This is a genomic window from Salinivibrio sp. VYel1 (assembly GCF_009377945.1).
Taxonomy (GTDB): domain Bacteria; phylum Pseudomonadota; class Gammaproteobacteria; order Enterobacterales; family Vibrionaceae; genus Salinivibrio; species Salinivibrio siamensis.
In genome coordinates, this window is the sequence record NZ_RSAM01000001.1 from 212,411 (window position 1) to 233,134 (window position 20,724).

Here is a 20,724-nt window from a genome sequence, read left to right on the forward strand (position 1 = left end):
GTGTTATCGCTCCAAAACAGCCTCTAACATCTGACGGAGTTCCGCCACTTCTTGCTCCAACGCACTCACTCGCGTCACCAAAGAGGCATCGGTGGTCGGTTCTGGTTCCAATTGCGGTGCTGAGTTCGTCGGCATATTAACGCCGTCAGTAAATAGGTGTTGATAGCGCGACTCGCGCTTTCCAGCCTCACGCGGCAATTTTTTTACCCAGTTTGACGTAATCATGTCAGCCAATGTGCGCTCGACATCTTCGACACGATTAAAGGCATAGAGGCGCTGTGTACGGGTTCTCAACTCCCCGGGCGTCTGAGCGCCTCGCAATAACATGACACAAAGGATCGCTTTCTGTGGCTCACTGAGGGTTAGGTCGCCAAATTGTGTATTACAGAAACGATGTTGATACTTGGCAACACGCCCACCGCTGCCCTCTTGCGGGCTAACCAGACGCATCTCAATCAAGGTCTCTACGATATCTAATACCTCTGAATCGGCCATCTCATAGACAGGATCACGGTTGCTTTTTTGATTCACGGCGGTGGTCAGCGCATTGAGTGTGAGCGGGTAATGATCCGGGGTGGTGACTTCTTTCTCAAGTAAACAACCGATGACACGTTGCTGATACGGTGAGAGTGTCCTTAACATAGCGATGATCCCATTTAGTCGATTTCATCGAGTTATATCAACTGAATGTCGTGCAAGCAATCACTGCGCCGATAACCGCGCAATAATCCATCCGAGGCGACGATCACCAATACTGGTAGCAGGATCACATCTTACGCATCGGGTTGTACACCAGAGCGCCACCATCTGTGCACAGCTAATGATATACTTGACCAAAATGATGTATGTGGAGTGCACGACATGGGTCTGTTTAGTTCAAAGTCTACCCCGAATCATGGCTTATCGATCGTCGCCAGAAACTGTAAAGTGGTCGGTGATATTGATCTTGAGGGCGATATTCAAATTGATGGATTTGGGGAAGGCAATATAACCCAGGCTAACGCCGTTGTTATCTCAGCATCTGGCCACTTTCGCGGTACCATCAACGCTAAGCATATCACCATCAATGGCTTAGTAGAGGGGCAATGTGATGCAGACGCTATCGATATTCTCTCGCAGGGAAAGATGAAAGGCGTACTGAATACCGAGCAACTGACCATTGAAAAAGGTGGGCTTCTTGCTGGTGAGAACCGTGCCACTCTATCAACAGACACAGTGGTACCCTTAGCGGAACAAGCAAGATCAGACGATAAAGCAAGCAAAGACAAAAAAGCTCATCCACCCTCCTCGAAACAGTCGTAAGGAAGCCTGTGAATGTCCGACTCTAATCAATCCCCCGTCAGCTTTGATAGCTTTTCTCCTGAGCTACAATGCGTGATCCGTTATGAACAAGCCCCTGAAGCCATGTACACGATGATCGCCTCGGTACACGATGCGTCCAGTGCCAGTGTCAAAGAGGCGTGGGAGAAACTGCCTGCCAGTGCGCAAAACATTCTCGACAACTATGATCAATTTCACGCACTCGTCGCCATTAGTCAAAGCTATGCGGGTATCGATGCGCTGAGCGAGCTCGAGAAGGTTGACTTAAGTGATATGTCTGATGAAGAGCGCGACAACTACAAAGCGCAAATTCTTGATGATGTGCTCAGCTCTTGTGTCAAAGATTTATCGAAGCAACTGAAACAAGCACGTTTAAAGCCTGGATTAAAACGCGAGTTTCAAGCTATTTTCCAAAAATAAGAAAGGCCAGTGCCATGCACTGACCCCTGTGATTCGCCCCCACCGGTTGGGGGCTTCTTGTGACTAAACAGACGCAATTAAGCGGATTCACTGAGCGGCGTCGTCTTTTCACGACGTGCACGCACAGAGGCCGCCAATTGATGGAGCACTCTCTCCGTATCTTCCCAACCAATACAACCGTCCGTAATGCTTTGACCATAGGTAAGCGACTGACCGTCCGTTAAATCTTGGCGACCTTCGACGAGATGACTCTCGATCATCACACCAAAGATGGCTTTGTTGCCTGCTGCAATTTGCCCCGCCACATCTTCGCTGACGTCTTTCTGCTTTTGATATTGTTTGCTGCTATTGGCATGGCTCAAATCAATCATCAATTTTTGCCGTAACCCAGCATCAGCCAGCGCCCCACAGATCTGATCGACATCACCCGCGTAATAATTAGGCGTTTTGCCTCCACGTAGAATCAGATGACAATCCTCATTACCTGCGGTTGCGACGATCGCAGAGTGTCCATACTTGGTCACTGATAAAAACTGGTGCGGTGAACTCGCTGAACGAATGGCATCCGTGGCAATTTTGATATTCCCATCTGTGCCATTTTTAAATCCAACCGGACACGATAGCCCAGAGGCAAGTTCGCGATGCACCTGAGACTCTGTAGTCCGTGCCCCAATCGCGCCCCAACTAATTAAATCGGCCATATACTGTGGCGTGATCATGTCAAGAAATTCACCCGCCGCAGGCAAACCAGAATCCGCAATATCTAGCAGTAAGTTACGCCCTAGTCGCAGCCCATCATTAATTTTGAAACTGTTGTCTAAATACGGGTCATTAATTAGGCCTTTCCAACCAACCGTCGTGCGCGGCTTTTCAAAATAAACCCGCATCACCACTTCCAAATCGGCACTTAATGTCTCACGCAGCTGTTTAAGTTTTTTGGCGTAGTCGCGCGCAGCATTAGGGTCGTGAATAGAACAAGGCCCTACAACGACAACCAAACGGTCGTCTTGGTCGTTTAAGATCTGATGGATCGCCTGACGTGCATTAAATACGGTGTGTTCCGCCGCGTCGGTCGCTGGAAACTTTTCCAGTACAGCGATAGGTGGAAGGAGTTCTTTTATTTGGTCAATTCTAACGTCATCGGTTGGGTGTACACTCATGAGCTAATCCTGTGTTTGCGTGTCGCTGACTCACGTAGCTGATTGCCACGTTTTCGTTATTCGACTCCTACGCTAACCTGCCACATTCTTTTGTGCAAATATTTTTTTACGCAATAGCAAAATCCTAAATCAAACAAAATATTGACACATCAATCCTCGTGAATTAGCGACGCAATGTGCGCTGTGGTTTAAATATGGGCGCAAGATCGGCTAAGTTATTGCACTGACTGCGTTGAAGCTATTACACTGATGTTAAATGCACATGGAGTAAATGCTGTGATCACACGCCTTAGTAAAGCGGCACTATTGGCCATGACCCTGTCCGTACCCGCTGCACATGCGACCAATTTTGATTACAACCATATTCAGGTCAACGTCCTTGCAAATCCTAGTGGAATTGGCGGGTTGGGACGTTTTGCATTTACGGAGGGCGCACACTTCGTCGCTAAAGGGGATACGCAATTCGAAGGTGACTGGTATACCTCGGGCGGTGTTGGCTTTCATGCCCCAATTAACCAGTTTGTCGATGTGTATGGCGAGCTGGAAGGTGCATGGTTTCGGCGGCCAGACGACGACAAGCACGATACCGGTGATTTTGCCACTGTGATTGGTGCCGGATTGCGCGGCTGGGTAGCCCCACCGATTGAGGCCAATTTGTATGTCGGTTCTATCATTTTTGATCAAGACGACACCACCAGCTTAGTGGAAATTGGCGGGCGCTTTCACTCCACTGAAACCTTGTCGTTAGGCGCAACGTGGCGTGCCAATGGCTTGGAACAAAATCGCTTGATTTTTTCTGTCAGATACCTGTATTAATAGCAAACGGTAACCATCTCACTCCCTTGTGTTACCGTCCAGTGTGACCTCTCTCACTGGTTATCTTGTCAATCTAAACTAAGTTTAAGGTATGGACGTAATCGCTGTTACAAGGCGGGCGTCTTAGTGCGTGGTGCAACTCCCACAGCGATGCTCGTTGTGATTGTGCGTGGGAACTGTCGGAGGGTATAACGATGGTGATGACTCAACGTATTGATGAATTTGAAAGAAAAATCCAAGAAGCCTATCAAGAAGGCAACATTGAAACCGCTCATCGCTTGGAAGAGCAAGTAACGATGTTACGGCGACGTCAACTCAAGCCTGCTGCTGACTTCCAAGCCGCCAGCCAAGTAGAAGACTTTCATGAAGTGTCAGACGGCGACTATTACGACAACTGACGCCGAGCATCGAAACACGTAAGCATAAAAAAGCCTTCTCCATGGAGAAGGCTTTTCATTTTTGCTGAATAAAACGAGTGTGTATAAAAGGGCTCAATCAGCAGATTATTGTGCAGCACGTTCACGGCGAACAATCCACGCCGCAGCAGTGATAAAAGCAACGACCAGTGCAGTTTCCACAGCAATTTTCCCAGTTTAAAAATGATAGACAGAGTGATACGCGTTTCCAGCAGCTCAAGTTGTTCAAAGGATGAGCGCTTTCCAACAGATGGACGTAGTTTACGGATAAATCACTGTAAAATCAGCCGTAGAATCGATCTCACGCAAAGAAAAGTGAGTTTTTTGGCCAACTAGACAGTTGAACGCATAAAGTTTCATCACTTAACACCTTGTGGTGCGACAAAGCGCAGCTTTCACTGTTAGCGATACATCACATTTAACCAATGACGCCTTTAGCTAGGGAAGTTGCCACGATATTGAGGCAAAGACAGAGATAAATCGTGGAGAGAGGTTTGATACTCGGCCTATGTCTTAAAAGTAACAGTAAAGTGGCAGAGCAATCGTTATATTGCGTAGTCGAGAGGTTCCGCTACACCATTTGGCATAGCGGAAGCGTCAGTGTTTAATGGTCAGCGCCAACACGCTCAGCCATTACAGCTCGATTAAGACTCAGGTTTGGACTTCTTTTTTACCAAAGGCGCATCACCAACCGGCACATTGGTATAAAAGCTTCTATCTCGCTTTTTTGGCGCCTTTTTCTTGTTCTTAACGGGTGCTTTTTTGGGTTTAGCTGATCTTGAAGGTTTTGCTTTTTCAGCTTTTTTCTCTTTAAAGCCTTTGAACTTTCCTTCAAAGCCTTCAATCTTAGTAAAGTCGAGTTTTTGCTGTAAAAAACCTTCGATATTTTTAAAACTACGCCAATCTTTAGGCCCTACCAGTGAGTAAGCCAATCCTTGCTGCCCAGCACGACCGGTACGCCCTACTCGATGAATGTATTCTTCCGCATGCTTTGGCATATCAAAGTTGATCACCAAAGACACATTCATTAAATCCAAACCTCGCGATGCCACGTCCGTGGTCACCAAAACCTCATGAAATCCACGCTCAAACTCGTTCATGATCCGGCTGCGTGTGGCTTGGTTCAATTCACCACTGAGTGCAATCGCTTGGTAGCCAGCCTGAGAAAAACGTTCAGCTAAACGCTCTGTGTCAGCGCGTGTCGCGGTAAAAATCATGACTTGCTTATGCGCATTAGCTTTTACCAGTTCCTCAAGCAGCGCATGTTTATGGTCGAGGTGATCACTCAGCACAAAATGTTGCTCAATATCGCTATGTAGCGCTTCAATTTCCCCTACGGCAATACGTTTAGGAGACTTGAGCATCCCCGCGGCGATGTCTGTCACTTGCTGATGATCCAAAGTGGCAGAAAACATCAGTGTCTGCCTTAAACGGTGATCCGCATGTTGGTTAACCGCGTCGAGCTGCGCTTTAAAGCCCAGGTCAAGCATACGATCCGCTTCGTCCAAAATCAGCATTTCCAATCCCGACAAAGACAAGTGGCGTTGTTCAAGATGATCAGCTAATCGACCTGGCGTCGCGACCACAAAGGTTGGCGACTGGCGAAACACCTTCGCTTGCTCGTTAAAATTCTCGCCACCGAGTACCAAGGCCGGTTTGTGGCTGGTGCCGCTGGTCAACATACGCAGCTGACCATACACCTGTTTTGCTAGCTCACGGGTCGGCGCCAAGATCAAGACACGCGGATCGCGACGACTGAGGGGCTTAGAACGCAACACACGCTGCATAGCTGGCAACAAAAACGCCAGCGTTTTCCCCGATCCTGTTTTTGAAGAGGCCAGTAAGTCTTTGCCTGCCATGACAACGGGGATGGCTTGACGTTGAATGTCTGTTGGCTGTTCAAATCCACGGTGGGCAATAAGCGATAGTAAGCGTCTATCGAGTCCCAGATCGTCAAATTGCAAGGTATCACTCCAAAGGTCAATCAAAAGCAAAAGGCGTGCACACGCCAATTAAGGCGGCGAATGCTATCATACTTTAGCAAAAAACACCGCACCAAAAATATTGATTACGCCACGAATGGAGAGCCACGCTAACATGAATGACACACTACGCTACCAGTGGAAAAAGCTCAGCTTGGTGGAAACCCATACACAGACACCTGATGGTCTGCACCACGTACACCACGTCATACGCCACCCTGGTGCCGCCGTGATATTACCTCTGTCAGAAGATGGCAATATACTGCTGCTCAAACAATTTCGTCCTGCCATCAATCAATGGATTATCGAAGCGCCTGCGGGCACACTGGAAGCGAAGGAGCCACCGCTAGAAGCCGCCAAAAGAGAGTTAGGAGAAGAGGCCGGTTATGTGGCGACTCGCTGGCATTTTCTCGGCATCGCTCACCCTGTGCCCGGGTTTTGCGATGAAGTGCAGTATTTTTATATTGCCCAAGCGCTCACTCCCACCCAAACGCAATTAGATGACGATGAGTTTATTGCGCCTTATTGGGTGAGCCCTTCCCAGTTACAGGCGCTCGTTGCAAATGGACAAATCACAGACACCAAAACCTGCGCCATTATTCTCCGTGCCCTATTTAATGGGTTGATCCCGACAATGGGCGTCTAACCTCTGAAAAATAAAGCACTAGGCCACAACTTTGTTAACAAGATGTTGACGGCAAATTGAACACCAAGGTAGCGTAACAGGTACGACCAGATAACAAGGAGTGTCTATGTTCTCGTCTCCGTTAGCACGCGCTAATCAACATTTGTCGTTGTTTGGCTTTTTAAAAGTACCCATGATCGGTTGGTGTCGGCCCAAGATCCTCTCCATCGACGATAAGCATGTCACGATGCGAATCCCGCTGGGGCGACGTACCAAAAACCACCTCAACAGTATGTATTTCGGCGCGTTGGCAGTTGGCGCTGATGTCGCAGGTGGCTTTCTTGCCATGGCCATGGCCGAGCAACGCGGGGTTAAAATTAGCTTAGCGTTTAAATCCGTCAACGCTGATTTTCATAAACGACCAGAGGATGACGTGGTGTTTACGTGTCTTGATGGAGACAAGATTAACCAGATGATCAGTGAATCAATCGAAACGGGTCATCGCGTTAATCAGCCTGTCACCATTGTGGCCACATGCCCAAGCTTACACGGGGATGAGCCTATGGCGACCTTTGAATTGACGCTATCGGTCAAAAAAATCGGCGAATAATCCCCCATCACCGCACTTGTCTCTTTTTATTGTTTGTCACGCCTTCAGCCAGTCTGTCTCGTCAATAGACTGGCTTGGTTATCACTACAATATAATCAACCAGTTACATAATACCTAGCATCATTGTGACTTTGGTTCTGAATTCTCCCTTATATTATTGACTTTACACAACGCCGATAAAATCGCGAGATTGCGGTGAAATTCACCGAGTTATCAACCGTTTTTGTGGATGAAATTCAAGTTATACACAGGCGCTTTTGTCTTAAGGTTGAAACAAAAAAGCACCGTCAAAACGGTGCTTAAGGTGGGATTATTCAGGGTGATAGCGAATTTGGTAGAAGATACGATATAGCACAGGCACCACAATCAACGTCAGCACGGTGGCAAACCCGAGCCCAAACATAATCGTCACCGCCATCGGCCGGAAGAAAACATCCGGCAATAAAGGAAGCATCCCTAAGATAGTGGTAATGGCCGTCATGCACACTGGGCGTACCCGGCTCACCGCCGCATCGACGACGGCTTGATAGCGCTGTTTACCACTGGCCACTTCGATATTGATCTGATCGATCAATACAATACCGTTTTTGAGCAGCATTCCACTCAAACTTAAAAAGCCCAAGAGCGCCATAAAACCAAACGGGGTATCCAACAACAGCAATCCTGTGGTGACCCCAACCACCGCCAAGGGAACCGTCAGCCAAATGATCAATGACTCTTTCACGGAATTAAACAGCAATATCGTGACCAAGAACATAAACAAATAACCAAGTGGCATAATGCTAAATAAGCCCTCTTTCGCCTCTTTGGAAGACTCGTACTCCCCGCCCCATTCAATGCTGTAACCTTCAGGCAGAGGAATTGACTCAATATCAGTGCGCACGCGGCTTAGTAAGGTCGCCGCGGTGGTTTCCCGTAACGGATCGGGGTCGGCCAACACGGTGAGCATTCTTTTGCGGTTTTTGCGCATGATAATCGGATCTTCCCAACGCATGTCGTAATCGAGAATGACTTGCTGCAAAGGAATGTAGTCTTTCAATACCGGGCTCCATATTTTCATCCCTTCTAAGGTATTGATATTCACGCGCTCCTCATCGGGCAATCGAGCAACAATCGGCATAAGGTTGGTCCCATCCCGATAAACACCAATCCGTTTGCCGCTGAATGTCATTGTCAGCAACTCGTCGACATCTTTTTTGGTGATGCCATAGCGCCGTGCCTGACTTTCATTAAACGCCGGCTCAAGGACTTTGGTGCGATTACGCCAATCATGGCGAATATTTACCGCATCAGGATCCTGATGCAATCGCGCTTCTACTTGTTTAGCAATCGCGCGTAACTTGGTGGGATCTGAACCAAAAATACGCGCTTCAATTTTCGAGCCAGTCGCAGGCCCTAAGGAAATGGGCTTCAGTTTAAGCTGCGCATCTGGATACTGGCTACGAACATGCTCACGCACCATGCCCATAGTGGGTTTAACATGTTCGTATTGGTCAACGCGGACGATCAGCTCGCCATAAGCGGCGTATGTTTTCTCCGGTGAATAGGTCAACATAAAACGTTGCGAACCTTGTCCGGCACTGGTAGAGACATAGTTGACGCCTTGTTGTTTACTCAGCCAGCTCGACACCTCATCCAGTGTACTTTGTGTGGCACGAATATCGGTGCCCTCTGGCAACCAAACGTCGACCATAAACATGGGCGTGGTGGAGTCAGGGAAAAACGACTGCTTGAGGTGACCAAAGCCATAAATACTGGCCCCCAGTGCCACTACCATCACCAACAAGGTGATATAGGCGTGATGCATGCAGGCGGTAAGAAAACGTTTATACACCACAAACAGAATCCCGTTGTAGGGATCACTGCCCTCATCCCCTTCTTCAAGCGGTGTTTCTTTGAAGAACACGCTGGCAAAGAAAGGCGTTAACGTGATAGCGGTAAACCAACTTAACAGTAAGGAGATTAATAACACTGTAAATAAGGTGCCGCAGTATTCGCCCGTTGCATCCTCTGACAAGCCAATCGGGGCAAACGCCGTTACCGCGATCACTGTCGCACCCAGCAAAGGCCACTTGGTTTGCGTCACAATATCGTGAGCCGCCTGTAGACGGGTTCGTCCTCGCTTTAAGCCCACTAGTATCCCTTCGACGACCACGATGGCATTATCCACCAACATCCCTAGGGCAATGACCAACGCCCCGAGAGAGACGCGTTGCAGGTTAATCTCGAAGTAGTACATGAATACAAACGTACCCAGTACCGTCAGCAATAACACCAAACCAATGAGTAGTCCTGAGCGCAGGCCCATAAAGAAGAGCAGCACGATAATCACAATCGCCACCGCTTGGCCTAAACTGGAGACAAATCCGCTGACTGAGCTATCGACCTCATTGGGTTGGTTATAGACATGATGGACATTGATTCCCACGGGCTGATCACTGTTCAACGCCGCGAGACGCTTATCCACACTGTCGCCGACCTCTACCACATTCACACCATCAGCAAACGATATTCCTACCTGTAGCGCTTGTTTGCCGTTGTACGAAATAATCTGCTGCGGTACCTCTTGATATCCACGTTTTACCTCGGCAACGTCACGTAAGTAAATCAGCCCCTGTGACCCAGCTTCGGTCAGGATCAAGTTGCCCAACTCATCCACGGAGGAAAACTCCCCAGTTGGGTGAATGCGAATATATTCATCACCCACACGCAATGCCCCTGCGTTACTCACGAGGTTTTGCGTCGCCAATAAATTAAACAAGGTGTCCGGTGAGATCCCTAAGCTACTTAACCGTTGAATCGAGACCTCAATGAAGACTTGCTCTTGCTGCGTGCCACTGACTTGCACTTTGCCTACGCCATCAACAAGCTCAAGCTCGCGGCGCAAAAAGTCAACATAGTCTTTCAGTTCGCTGTAGCCGTACCCTTCGCCAGTGACGGCTAGCATGATCCCAAACACATCACCAAAATCATCTTTCACCTGTGGCGGATTGACACCGGGAGGAAGCGACCCACGCGCATCATGGACTTTTCGTCGCAACTCATCCCAAATTTGTGGTAAATCATCGGCGCGGTATTTGGGTTTCATTTTGACCGTGATTTGGGACAGGCCACGACTGGAGATCGAACGCACTTCATCCACATAGGTCAGCTGCTGAACCGCTTTCTCCAGCGGATAAGTGACTTCTTCTTCCACCTGTTGGGGGGTGGCACCTGGATAACTGGTCACCACCATCGCATCTTTGATGGTGAAAGCAGGGTCTTCCAACCGCCCTAACCCCAAAAATGCAAGGGTGCCACCAATCAGGAAAATCAACGTGATCATCCAGCTAATCACTTTATTTTGAATAAAATATCCCGCTACACCCTGCTTCATGATGCATTTTCCTCTTTCGATGCCAGCGTCACTTTTTGCCCCTCAGACAGGTGATTGGTTCCTCCCACCACGATACGATCTCCTTTAGACACACCCTGGGTTATTTCTAGCCGCTGACCATGAATGCGCCCCATCGTTACCTGCTGTTTCGCCACGGTTTGTGTGGCGCTGTCATAAATCCATACATAACTGTGGTCTCGATCCAGTGGATCCCCGTCTTGGTTAAACACCGCTTCGATGGGCACGGAAAGTCCGGTGCGTGTCAGTTGTAACCCTTCCCTCGCAATACTGACCTGTACGGGCATGCCATCTAAAATAAACTGCTCCTTTGGCATGGGCATGGTTAGCGTCACTACAAAAGCACCACTGCTCGGATCCGGCTCTGCCGTATATTCATCAATCGTGGCTGGGTAAGACTGTCCTTGCTGAGTTAAGACTTTCGGTTGTAGCCGATCTTGCACTTCTTCTGCACTCGCGCCCGTGTTTTGGGTGAATAACACATCCGGCACTTGCACACGAATATCAGCACGCGAGGCGTCATGAATATTCATGATCCCTTGTCCTGGCGCAATGGTTTCAAATGGCTCAACATTCAGCTTAGATATCACCCCGTCAGCTGGCGCTCTGAGCGCAACATAAGATAAACGAAGCTTGGCCAGTGCCAATTCCGCTTGCGCTATTTCGCGCTGCGCTTTTAACTCATCAAATTGCGACTGGGCAAGCATGCCTTTCTCTACCAAGGGGGCTGAGCGCCGATACTGCGAATCGGCTACATCAAAACGTGCACTGGCATTCTCTACCGCTAAGCGGTAATCCGTAGGCTCCAAACGTGCCAATACCTGTCCCTGCGTCACGCGATCGCCCGCTTTGACATTAATGGCTTGGATCTCACCTGGCACGCGAAAAGCGAGTGTCGCTTTATCAGCCGCCGCTGCCACCGCGGGAAAAGAGATTCGTTCATTCAGTTGCTGTTGGCTCACCGTAAATGTGGTTACCACAGGCAAAGGCGCCGGTTGAGCATCAGTTGCGGGCTCGCATCCAAACAGCGCATTAACTGCGAGCAGACCAAACATGGCTTTTATCGCTCTCATAGTCCTCTCTCCTTCACCCATGCTTTCACACGGTCACCTTCTTTAAGCGCACTGACGCCAGTTGCGACAATGACATCGCCATTTTCAAGGCCTGAAACAACCTTTCCTTCACGCAAGGTTACTGGGGTCAACTTAACGGTTCCTTGTCGACTGACACGCCACACGGCTTTCTCACCATTTGCGTCGAGCAAAGCAGAGTCCGGTATTTGCGTTTGTGACTCGGTAGGAATAGTGGCATGCACTTTTGCTGCCATGCCTGGCAATACATTGATGGCATCAGGCCGATTTAAACTCACCGTGACATGGTAAGAGGCGGTTTTGGGATCCGCCTCTGTGTCGATTTCTTTAAACTGTGCAGGAAACTGTCGCGATGGATGGGTATCAAATGACACCTTCGGCACGAGTGTGTCAACATGCTGAGCAAAATAGTGAAAGTAGCGCTCTGGTAATTGGAAACTGACATTAATAATATCTTTAGATTGAATGTGTAACACTGGCGCTTGCGCTTGAGCGAATTCATTACGCTCTTTCATTCGGAGTGAGACAGTTCCCGCATACGGCGCTTTTAGTTGCGTATAATTCACATTAGTTTGCGCTTGCTCTAGGCCAGCCGCCGCTTCACTGAGTGCCGAGCGGGCTTCATCAAACCTTTGTTCGGAAATTACTTTATCGTTATGCAGGCGTTCGGCACGATTAAATTGTACCTGAGCAAGCTGATATTGCGCACGCGCCTTATCTAATTGCAGCTGATACTGCTGGCTGTCTAACGCCGCCAGCACTTGCCCTTTCGCGACATCCATACCTGCTTTGACCGGCATTGACTCAATCACCCCTGACACTCGGAATGAGAGTAAAGCTTTATCATCCGCTTCAACTTGAGCTGGAAACTGGCGGGCAAGCCCATCTTCATTGGTGACTACGGTCAGTAACTTGGCGGGTCGAGGCGGTGTTTCAGACGGTGCTGACACCTGGGGTTCACCACAGCCAGCTAGGGCGAGAGCGAGGCAACCGCTCAATACAAAACGCTTTATCATCAGCTTTTCCTTACAATAAAACCCAGGTTCCGACAGCGTTTGCCAGGCCCTAGGTCTTTGATGGGTCATTGTTTTTATCTTATTCCGCGCTAACCGCTATGCTAACCAGTGCCGAATAATGTATCAAGATGTTTCAGATAGATGCTCTGCCTGTTGAATCACGCGTGTTGTCTGATCCTCTATCGGCTGGAGGTAGGGGTGTAGCGCCTCCAACTCATCATACGGTGATTTCTCCAACTCAAGACATGTTTGTAATAGCTCTTTGGCTCCAATCATTGCCGCTGCCCCCTTCATTTTGTGGGCAAGCTTTTTGATCTTGCCGATATCTTGCTCTGCAAACGCGGCCTTCAACGCCTCTAAATCATTCGTTTGGTTTTTTACGTACTTATCAAGCAGCATTTTTACCAAGTCCATGCTATCACCGATCTGGTCTTTGACATGCTGGATATCAATTGGGGGTGAGGTATCGCTCATTGTGCTCCCTCCGGATGACTGCTCTGGTTCTGGTTCTGGTTCTGGTTCTGGTTCTGGTTCTGGTTCTGGTTCTGGTTCTGGTTCTGGTTCTGGTTCTGGTTCTGGTTCTGGTTCTGGTTCTGGTTCTGGTAAGGAGTTTGTATCTATGGATGCATCTGTAAAGTGCTCACTGGCCAAATCATCCAACCTTGTTTCCTCTTCGTCAGTATGCTTATCACCATAACTGACCGCATCTGGATTCGCATATAGGAGCAACAATTCAATGAGCTGATCTTTACTGAATGGCTTAGCGAGATGCCCATTCATTCCCGCCTCCACACAACGCTCTGCATCGCCTGAGAGCGCGTTAGCTGTCACAGCCAAAATGGGCGTGGTTTTGTCGAATTTTCGGATCTCTCGTGTCGCCTCAAAACCATCCATTTCTGGCATCTGACAATCCATTAAAATGATGTCGAATGGCGAAGACTTGTGAAGTTCTAACGCTTCTTTACCATTGACGGCAAGCGCACGCTGACAGCCCAGTTTGGACAAAATAATGTCAATCAATTCTTGGTTAACCAAGTGATCTTCGGCCACTAGAACGTTGAGATTGAATTGAATATCATCATACTGCCCAGCCACGGGCTCAGGCTCTGTCAATGCATTCTCATCCTCGTTCAATACACGATACAATTCAACGTGATAAATCGGACAGGTCAGCGTCGCCATGCCAGTGTCATGATGGCCATCATGGCTGATAGCAATCGATTTATGTGCTTGACTGATCAAACGCTGACAGCTTTGCATTTTGTCCTGATCGATCATCAACACTGATTGGTTCGAGTTATCAAAAGCTATCTCACTGCCATCCGAATAGTTGATTAAATCCAACTTTAGACGCTCTAAATAGGTCGATAGTATTTCTATCAAAATGGCGTCTTCAGACACGAGGTAAACCTTGCTATCTGTCATGCTCTCGTCAGGCTCGTAGCTTGACATCAATGTCGAGTCAGTATTCGCCACCGTCACGGGTACTTCTGCAGTGAAAGTCGTGCCTTGGTTTTCTCGACTGCGGATAGAGATATCACCATCCATTAGGCGTAAAAGCTTACGACAGACAGGCAAGCCCAGTCCTGTGCCTTGATAAGAACGTGAATACGAATTATCGACTTGCGTAAAGTTCTCAAAAATAGCTTCGTGGCGGTCTTCCGGGATCCCAATCCCTGTATCTTCTACTTCCATGACCAATGTGACCGAACCATCGCCTGCTTGCCGTTGGAATAAGCGCACGGCAATGTGCCCCTGCTTTGTAAACTTAACGGCGTTGCCGACCAAGTTTATGATCACCTGCTTATAACGTATGGCATCTAATTCAATGTCACAGGGCATATCAGGATCGATATAACAATGTAAGCGCAACTGTTTTTCCGCCGCTTTTGCGGTAAAAATACTTAAGGATTCGTGAACAAGTTCCGCCAGATCTAATGACTGTTTGGTGAGCGTCATCTTGCCGGCTTCAATCTTGGTTAAGTCGAGTACATCGTTAATGATATTCAACAGTGCAGTCGAAGAGTGCTGTAAGGTATCAACAAAATAGCGTTGCTGCTGATTGAGCGAGGTCTCCATCAAAAGATTAGACATGCCAACAATGCCATTCATCGGTGTACGGATCTCATGGCTCATCATCGCCAGGAAATTGGTCTTCGATTCATTTGCTCGCTCGGCTTGTTCTTTAGCCCGTGCCATTTCCCTTGAAATCATGTCATTAAGCGCCTTCTGCTGCACAAAGTGCACCATAGCGCTCAAACTTGATAGTATCGGCTCGATCCACCCCTGAAGCTCTTCATTATAAGTGGTCGACTCGTCAAACAAGCACACCACCCCTACCATCTGGCTAGACATATATAGGGGCGTACCGTAGACGTTAATAATCATTTTCTGATTATTCCCCGCCACACTCGCCATTTGCAGACTACGTTTGCTTTGCTTGGTCTCGATAATTTCCTCAATGAGCCCTCGCACAAACTCTTCACCAATAAACTCATTTTTCACCAATCGCGTTTGTGCCAGCACTTTATAAGGCAAGTTGTTCTTTATTGCTTCTTCGTCGTTATGGCCTACCTCAACAATAATGCCATGATTACTTTCGCCTATCCTTAGCAGTACCTGCAAGACATCCTGAAAGCTCTTACCAAAGTCTTCCCTGATAAGAAACTTATCTTGTAAGCTTTTCATTGCAGAAAAAAGCTCGGCCCCTTTAGATACCTTCTGTTTATCCAGGTGTTGTTCTGTGATATCGCGAATAATCGCTACGTTCAGCGCTCTAGGATCTTCATCTTTAATGGGGGTTGATTTGACCTGCACAATACGGACACCTTGATCCGTATCTATCTCGTACGACCGCTGTAACTGTCCACCGAGGCCATAAAGCGCTTGTGAAAAATAGCCGCGCGAATTAGGGCTTACGCGAGAGATAATCGTCGATAGGCTGATCGCTTCATCGGGCACAGATTCTAATTCGAATAGTTTCTTAGCCGAATCATTAATGGTAATAATACTGTGTTTATCACCGAGCACTAATAATGCATCAGTGTAACTGTGAATCACCGTATTTAAATACGCACGGCTTTGTTCTGCTCGATTAATTTGCTTAGCGTATTTCCAAATAAAAAAACCAACCAACAAGTTCAGTAGAATGATTTGCGTCGCAGTGCGAAGTATTTCTGTGTTAAGCTCTTTATCGATATAGCGACTGTCTTGATAAATGATCAGTCGACCTACATCCACAGGTTGCTCTCCCTGATCATAAACCAAGGGAACGTTGATTTCTTTTAGCTCATCACTTGACCGCATGCCTTTAGAGTCAGTCACATAACGAAATTGCTCATTGGTATCCGTCAGCTCAAGACGGTGGACATAACGAGAGCCCATTTCACTGTCTAAGTCATTTTGAACATTATTAAAATCATAATTCCACATCAAAGTAGGAATTCGTTGCTTTAGGCGTTGAGTGATAGAATTAATGTCTTGGTTCATATCAGACTCAAGCCGACCTTTAGCAACATGATAATTGTAATAACCAAACACACCCAACAGTAAGGTTGCTAATACAATTAAAATGACAGCGAGCCGCATACCTACTTTATTCATCATGATCACACCTGCATTGTCGCCGCCAGGATTTGGGTTTGGTATCGGGCTTTATCAAACGCTTTTAAAACCGCACGCTCTCTTAGCGACATTTTTTCACACAGTGACCCAACCCAATCCCAATTCGCATGCTCAATATGTTTACATAGTTCCAAAAGGTCACCATAAGGACCTGCACGTGATAGTAATGCTTGTTTTGCCTGTTGGTTTAGGGCAAGTTGCTCTACGACATCCTCCATTGGAACACCTAACATCGCGTCTAGGAGTGAAAAAGCGCCCACCAAGAAAGCTTCATCAGGGTCCAAGTCGTTCATCAATGGGCCTGCTTGCTGCATAAAAATGGCCCGAAGAATGGCCGCATTCTGCAAGTGTGAGCATTCTTGGTGATTCATGTTAGACATAATCAGCAGAGAAATCAGCCGCCGCAATGACTCTAACCCCAAGTACACCACCGCTTGTTTGGGATTAGTGATCGCTTTCTTTTTTGACTTCGCTAAGATATTGGCGCTTGTGACGACTTTGTAGAGCAACGAGACATCGCGAGAGATCACCTCTGTGATTTCATCGATATCATGAGGGCTGCGATTAATCACGATACACGCATCCAGTAAACTGATTACTGAGGGTGCCACATCGCTATGACTTTTAATTTGAGGTTGTTCGAAAAAGTATCCTTGAAACAAGCTAAACCCAAGCTGTTTAGCCAAAACAAACTCTTCGTTGCTCTCCACTTTACTTGCCATAAAACGCGTCTGGGCATAGTCCGAAATCGCTGCGGTCCACTCGTTCAAGCTTTCTGTTGCCATACTGACCCGCACCACATCGAATAAGTCCAGATGCCTTTGCCAGCGGCTCGAGAAGACATCACTCTCTCCTAAAATGGTAAAGCCTGCTTTCCGGTAAGACTCCAGTTGCTTCACTAGCATTGGCGTCGCATTGCACTTTGCAGTGACACAGATCACCAAAGATTTTACTGGAATAGAAAAGGGGATCTCATCAAGCAGTGCCGCCTCCGAAAAGCTCACCACGTATCGCAAGCTATCATCGAGTTCTTTCCCTGATAGAAAATTGGCGCTGAGAATGCGCGATGTCGCCGTATCTTCATCAATTGAAGGAAACTTGTTTTCTTGACCTTCCCTAAACAGAAGCTCATTGCCCCATTGGTTCTGCGCTTCGTCAAAGATGGGCTGGCACGAAAAAAAAATTTCACTCACAACTCACTCTCCTTAAAACAATCCCTTACTACAAACGTAGACCAAAGGTATGACTTATGGCGCCTTTTTTTTGATATAACTGAGTGTGTTAAGTCCAACTACTTGGGACGTGCTCGTCTTTTGCTTGGGCAAAATCACGATTTTTGCTAGGCTCTGCGCTAAGCATATCACGAGGTATATTTATGGATGTTTTGAATCAACTTGCCGATGACGCGCCCGAGCATGAGCCGGACACCTTGCCATCGCTCGACGAACAAAAAGCGATTGTGGCAAAACTCAAAGCCCTTGAGGAGAAAGGTGAGCTCACAGACGAAATTCTCGCGCAGTATTTTGTCGTTAAGCAAAAAGACACAAGCGATGAAGAAGAGTAAGAACAACACGAAAACGTGACCGCGTCACTTTTAAAATTTATCTTATTCTACGAAGAAGATGCCGAGAGATGATAATGAAAGGCATTAGCGGCGCAGGGTTGATACTTGCGTGGCTAGGATAGACAGAAGATTATCGACACAGATCCGCCCCGAGCTCAAACTCGGGGCGTTTTTCTGGTTTACTCAGGAGCAATGCCGTCGGTTTTCGCCGCACAAATAAAATCATTTTTGTGCAGGCCTTTAATCTTATGCGACCACCACGTCACGGTCACTTTACCCCACTCCAGTAAGATAGCGGGATGGTGTCCTTCTTGCTCAGCCAGCTCAGCCACTTGGTTGGCAAATGCCCACGCCAACTTAAAGTTGCGGAAGGTGAACTCACGTTCGAGCTGATCAATCCCATCTCGTGTTACTTTACGCCACTGCGGAATGTCTTTAAGCAGCGCTGGCATTTCCTCAGCACTGACCAAAGGGGCATCAATATCGCAGGCTTCACATTTCAACTCAGTTAGTTCAGACATGTTGCGTTTCCTTTTGCTGTTCTGTCTTTTTCGGTTTGGGCGGAAACAAAGGCGCGTGAAGGCCCAGTTCCATCGCTTGATGCACATCAGCAATCAAATCACGTTGACTGATGGCAAATAAATCGTCAATCGACTCAATGGTAAAGTAAATGGGTTGCATGATGTCAATCCGGTATGGCGTGCGCATGACATCTATCACTTCTAAAGGCTTACGCATCGCTTTGTCGCTATTAAAGGCGTACTCAGTCTCCGCCGGCGAAGACAAGATCCCGCCGCCATAAATACTGCGATTGCCTTGCGAGTCACTGAGCAAACCGAACTCGACCGTAAACCAATATAAGCGTGCAAGATAAACGCGCTCTTTGGGCGTGGCTTGCTTACCGAGCTGGCCGTACATATGGGTAAACTCAGCGAATGCTGGGTGAGTCAGCATCGCACAGTGACCGAAGATCTCGTGAAAGTAATCCGGCTCTTGCAGGTAATCGAAATCGTCTTTGGTGCGCAAAAACGTCGCCGCTGGGAATTTCTTATCCGCCAGCAAGGCGAAGAAATGGTCAAAATCGATCAATGCAGGCACAGGAGCCACTTGCCAACCTGTTTCTCGCATTAACACGGCATTCACATCTGGGATCTGTGGTACCATGTCATGCGGCAAATCCAGCATTCGCAACCCGTCGAGATATTCCTGACACGCTTTATCTTTGATACATGCAAGCTGCCGCGTAACTAGCTGGCGCCATACATCGTTTTCTTGTGCCGACCAGGCTACACGACCCAGCTCATCAACTGGTTTGGATTCGTATTTACTCTGTTTCACGTTCACCGCCTTGTGTCGTTGTCTGGCGTAAAAATCGCGCGTAAACAGCGGCCCTTAGCCTTACGCAATGTCTCCGTTACTCACAGATTACGTCGACTTTGCAGAGAAAATCATCTCTTCACTGCGGTTTTAATTTTACCTTTGCGTAACATTTATTTTACATTACACATCCAAAAGGCTGCTGCTTTAGCCAATGCTTCACCCCCGAGGGATCCGCGTGCTTGCATGGCTCGTAGTATCTTGAAAAGACCTGACTGCAAGGACGAGTGATGAATTTACAACTGAGCGAACTGATAAATTGCGACAACATTGACAAGATTCAGATCCGTGGCATTGATGGCATGTTATATCAAGCCATCGCCTTTTTACGTCACGGCGATACGGTGGAGCAGAAGCTAATTTATCAAGGCGATAAACCCTATTTATCTCGCAGCTTGCTGGCGGTAAAAGATGATTTTGAATGGGTTAATGCCGCGCAATATGTATTAGTCACTGACACGGCATATGATGAAATGATAGGGCTTGGCACGGAAAAGCCTTTGTCGACCCTCGAGCAGCCATTGCATTGGAAATAACGCAACAATGCCCCAACCTATGGGGCAATTTCTTCCCCGTCCCACGCAAACAGACGCCCAGTATGACGACTATCGAGGCCATCCAATACCGACAACAAATAGCCAGCCGATTGAGCCGGGCTGAATAATTTACCGGGCTTAACATTGGCTTGGAATGGCGCGGATAAACGACTATCGACGGTCCCCGGATGCAGGCCAACCACGGTTAATGATTTGTCTTGACGGCCAAGCTCAATACTCATGCACTTGATCAACATGTTCACCGCCGCTTTACTTGCGCGATAGGCGTACCAACCGCCCGCACGGTTATCACTGATACTGCCCACGCGCGCCGACAAAATGGCAAGCTTCGCCTCGGCGTTGCGTTTCAATTTGGGCGCGAGGTGCTTGCTCAATAGCAGCGGCGCGACGGCGTTGACGTCAAAGAGCTGATGCATGGCCTCACTACTGCACGCCGCGAGCCGCTTTTCTGGGCTGACCGCATCGTCATGCAACATTCCCGAGGCAATGATCACCGCATCTAAACTATTGTCGTCGATTTGCTCGGCCGCTGCTTGTATTGATGCTTCATCGCGAATGTTCACCGCCACAGGCACCACCTTTTCACTTATCTCAGCAAGTGGCGCGGGGTGACGCCCTAGGGCGAAGACTCGCTGAATGGATGGCTTGTCGAGCAATGCGCGGCAAAACGCTTCACCAATCGCGCCGCCTGCGCCGACAACCGCCACACGCTGCATGGAATCACTGTTCATTCTCTTGGCTCCTCAAACAAA

The 20,724-nt window shown here is 48.0% G+C and carries 19 protein-coding genes; 8 read left to right on the plus strand and 11 right to left on the minus strand.

The window, feature by feature from the left end:
* Nucleotides 1-3: 3 nt before the first annotated feature.
* Nucleotides 4-642, minus strand: a complete 639-nt coding sequence (locus tag EHW58_RS00940; RefSeq protein ID WP_152794059.1) for a YceH family protein — start codon at nucleotides 640-642, stop codon at nucleotides 4-6.
* 219 nt (nucleotides 643-861) lie between these two features.
* On the opposite strand from EHW58_RS00940, the gene EHW58_RS00945 reads away from it, so the two are divergent.
* Together EHW58_RS00945 and EHW58_RS00950 are read left to right on the plus strand one after the other, a co-directional pair.
* Complete coding sequence (locus EHW58_RS00945) at nucleotides 862-1,302, plus strand: polymer-forming cytoskeletal protein (RefSeq protein WP_046075823.1); 441 nt, start codon at nucleotides 862-864, stop codon at nucleotides 1,300-1,302.
* Nucleotides 1,303-1,314: 12 nt separating this feature from the next.
* Nucleotides 1,315-1,740: a DUF3069 domain-containing protein gene (locus EHW58_RS00950; RefSeq protein WP_152794061.1), complete on the plus strand. Its 426-nt coding sequence runs from the start codon at nucleotides 1,315-1,317 to the stop codon at nucleotides 1,738-1,740.
* 77 nt (nucleotides 1,741-1,817) lie between these two features.
* On the opposite strand, the gene aroG is transcribed toward EHW58_RS00950, so the two are convergent.
* A complete protein-coding gene (aroG, locus tag EHW58_RS00955) occupies nucleotides 1,818-2,900 on the minus strand; it encodes a 3-deoxy-7-phosphoheptulonate synthase AroG (protein WP_077666666.1) in 1,083 nt (360 codons plus the stop codon).
* A gap of 276 nt (nucleotides 2,901-3,176) precedes the next feature.
* Here aroG and EHW58_RS00960 point away from each other — a divergent pair, with 276 nt between their 5' ends.
* Nucleotides 3,177-3,716 (plus strand): hypothetical protein, encoded by a 540-nt coding sequence (locus EHW58_RS00960; RefSeq protein WP_231637467.1) that lies wholly within the window; start codon nucleotides 3,177-3,179, stop codon nucleotides 3,714-3,716.
* 200 nt (nucleotides 3,717-3,916) lie between these two features.
* Nucleotides 3,917-4,114 carry a hypothetical protein gene (locus tag EHW58_RS00965; protein WP_131825352.1) on the plus strand — a complete coding sequence of 66 codons (198 nt, stop codon included), beginning with the start codon at nucleotides 3,917-3,919 and terminating at the stop codon, nucleotides 4,112-4,114.
* A 662-nt stretch (nucleotides 4,115-4,776) separates the two neighbouring features.
* On the opposite strand, the gene EHW58_RS00970 is transcribed toward EHW58_RS00965, so the two are convergent.
* On the minus strand, nucleotides 4,777-6,096 hold the full coding sequence (locus EHW58_RS00970; protein ID WP_046076061.1) for a DEAD/DEAH box helicase: 1,320 nt from the start codon (nucleotides 6,094-6,096) through the stop codon (nucleotides 4,777-4,779).
* A 133-nt stretch (nucleotides 6,097-6,229) separates the two neighbouring features.
* On the opposite strand from EHW58_RS00970, the gene EHW58_RS00975 reads away from it, so the two are divergent.
* A complete protein-coding gene (locus EHW58_RS00975; RefSeq protein WP_158011367.1) occupies nucleotides 6,230-6,760 on the plus strand; it encodes an NUDIX hydrolase in 531 nt (176 codons plus the stop codon).
* Between the two features lie 106 nt (nucleotides 6,761-6,866).
* Nucleotides 6,867-7,349, plus strand: coding sequence for a PaaI family thioesterase (locus tag EHW58_RS00980; protein WP_046075817.1), 483 nt, complete (start codon nucleotides 6,867-6,869; stop codon nucleotides 7,347-7,349).
* A 310-nt stretch (nucleotides 7,350-7,659) separates the two neighbouring features.
* Here EHW58_RS00980 and EHW58_RS00985 read toward each other — a convergent pair whose 3' ends face one another.
* The 5 genes from EHW58_RS00985 to EHW58_RS15970 form a co-directional block, all read right to left on the minus strand.
* Nucleotides 7,660-10,725 carry an efflux RND transporter permease subunit gene (locus EHW58_RS00985; protein ID WP_152794063.1) on the minus strand — a complete coding sequence of 1,022 codons (3,066 nt, stop codon included), beginning with the start codon at nucleotides 10,723-10,725 and terminating at the stop codon, nucleotides 7,660-7,662.
* The gene (locus tag EHW58_RS00990; protein WP_194163193.1) at nucleotides 10,722-11,816 is read right to left on the minus strand and encodes an efflux RND transporter periplasmic adaptor subunit; all 1,095 of its coding nucleotides are present in this window, start codon (nucleotides 11,814-11,816) and stop codon (nucleotides 10,722-10,724) included. Before EHW58_RS00990 ends, EHW58_RS00985 begins: the two co-directional genes overlap by 4 nt.
* The gene (locus EHW58_RS00995; RefSeq protein WP_152794067.1) at nucleotides 11,813-12,850 is read right to left on the minus strand and encodes an efflux RND transporter periplasmic adaptor subunit; all 1,038 of its coding nucleotides are present in this window, start codon (nucleotides 12,848-12,850) and stop codon (nucleotides 11,813-11,815) included. Before EHW58_RS00995 ends, EHW58_RS00990 begins: the two co-directional genes overlap by 4 nt.
* Before the next feature lie 123 nt (nucleotides 12,851-12,973).
* Nucleotides 12,974-16,456, minus strand: coding sequence for an ATP-binding protein (locus EHW58_RS01000; protein ID WP_152794069.1), 3,483 nt, complete (start codon nucleotides 16,454-16,456; stop codon nucleotides 12,974-12,976).
* Between the two features lie 2 nt (nucleotides 16,457-16,458).
* Nucleotides 16,459-17,667, minus strand: coding sequence for an HDOD domain-containing protein (locus EHW58_RS15970; protein ID WP_172969900.1), 1,209 nt, complete (start codon nucleotides 17,665-17,667; stop codon nucleotides 16,459-16,461).
* Nucleotides 17,668-17,849: 182 nt separating this feature from the next.
* Between EHW58_RS15970 and EHW58_RS01010 the strand changes: the two genes are divergently transcribed.
* Nucleotides 17,850-18,038, plus strand: a complete 189-nt coding sequence (locus EHW58_RS01010; RefSeq protein WP_152794071.1) for an ATPase — start codon at nucleotides 17,850-17,852, stop codon at nucleotides 18,036-18,038.
* 179 nt (nucleotides 18,039-18,217) lie between these two features.
* Here EHW58_RS01010 and EHW58_RS01015 read toward each other — a convergent pair whose 3' ends face one another.
* Together EHW58_RS01015 and phhA are read right to left on the minus strand one after the other, a co-directional pair.
* Nucleotides 18,218-18,559 (minus strand): 4a-hydroxytetrahydrobiopterin dehydratase, encoded by a 342-nt coding sequence (locus EHW58_RS01015; protein WP_046075811.1) that lies wholly within the window; start codon nucleotides 18,557-18,559, stop codon nucleotides 18,218-18,220.
* On the minus strand, nucleotides 18,552-19,424 hold the full coding sequence (gene phhA / locus EHW58_RS01020) for a phenylalanine 4-monooxygenase (RefSeq protein ID WP_152794073.1): 873 nt from the start codon (nucleotides 19,422-19,424) through the stop codon (nucleotides 18,552-18,554). The genes EHW58_RS01015 and phhA overlap by 8 nt, the downstream gene beginning before the upstream one ends.
* A gap of 221 nt (nucleotides 19,425-19,645) precedes the next feature.
* On the opposite strand from phhA, the gene EHW58_RS01025 reads away from it, so the two are divergent.
* Nucleotides 19,646-19,951: a DUF6482 family protein gene (locus tag EHW58_RS01025; protein ID WP_152794074.1), complete on the plus strand. Its 306-nt coding sequence runs from the start codon at nucleotides 19,646-19,648 to the stop codon at nucleotides 19,949-19,951.
* A gap of 17 nt (nucleotides 19,952-19,968) precedes the next feature.
* Here EHW58_RS01025 and EHW58_RS01030 read toward each other — a convergent pair whose 3' ends face one another.
* Nucleotides 19,969-20,703, minus strand: a complete 735-nt coding sequence (locus tag EHW58_RS01030) for an SDR family NAD(P)-dependent oxidoreductase (protein WP_152794076.1) — start codon at nucleotides 20,701-20,703, stop codon at nucleotides 19,969-19,971.
* Nucleotides 20,704-20,724: the final 21 nt, after the last annotated feature.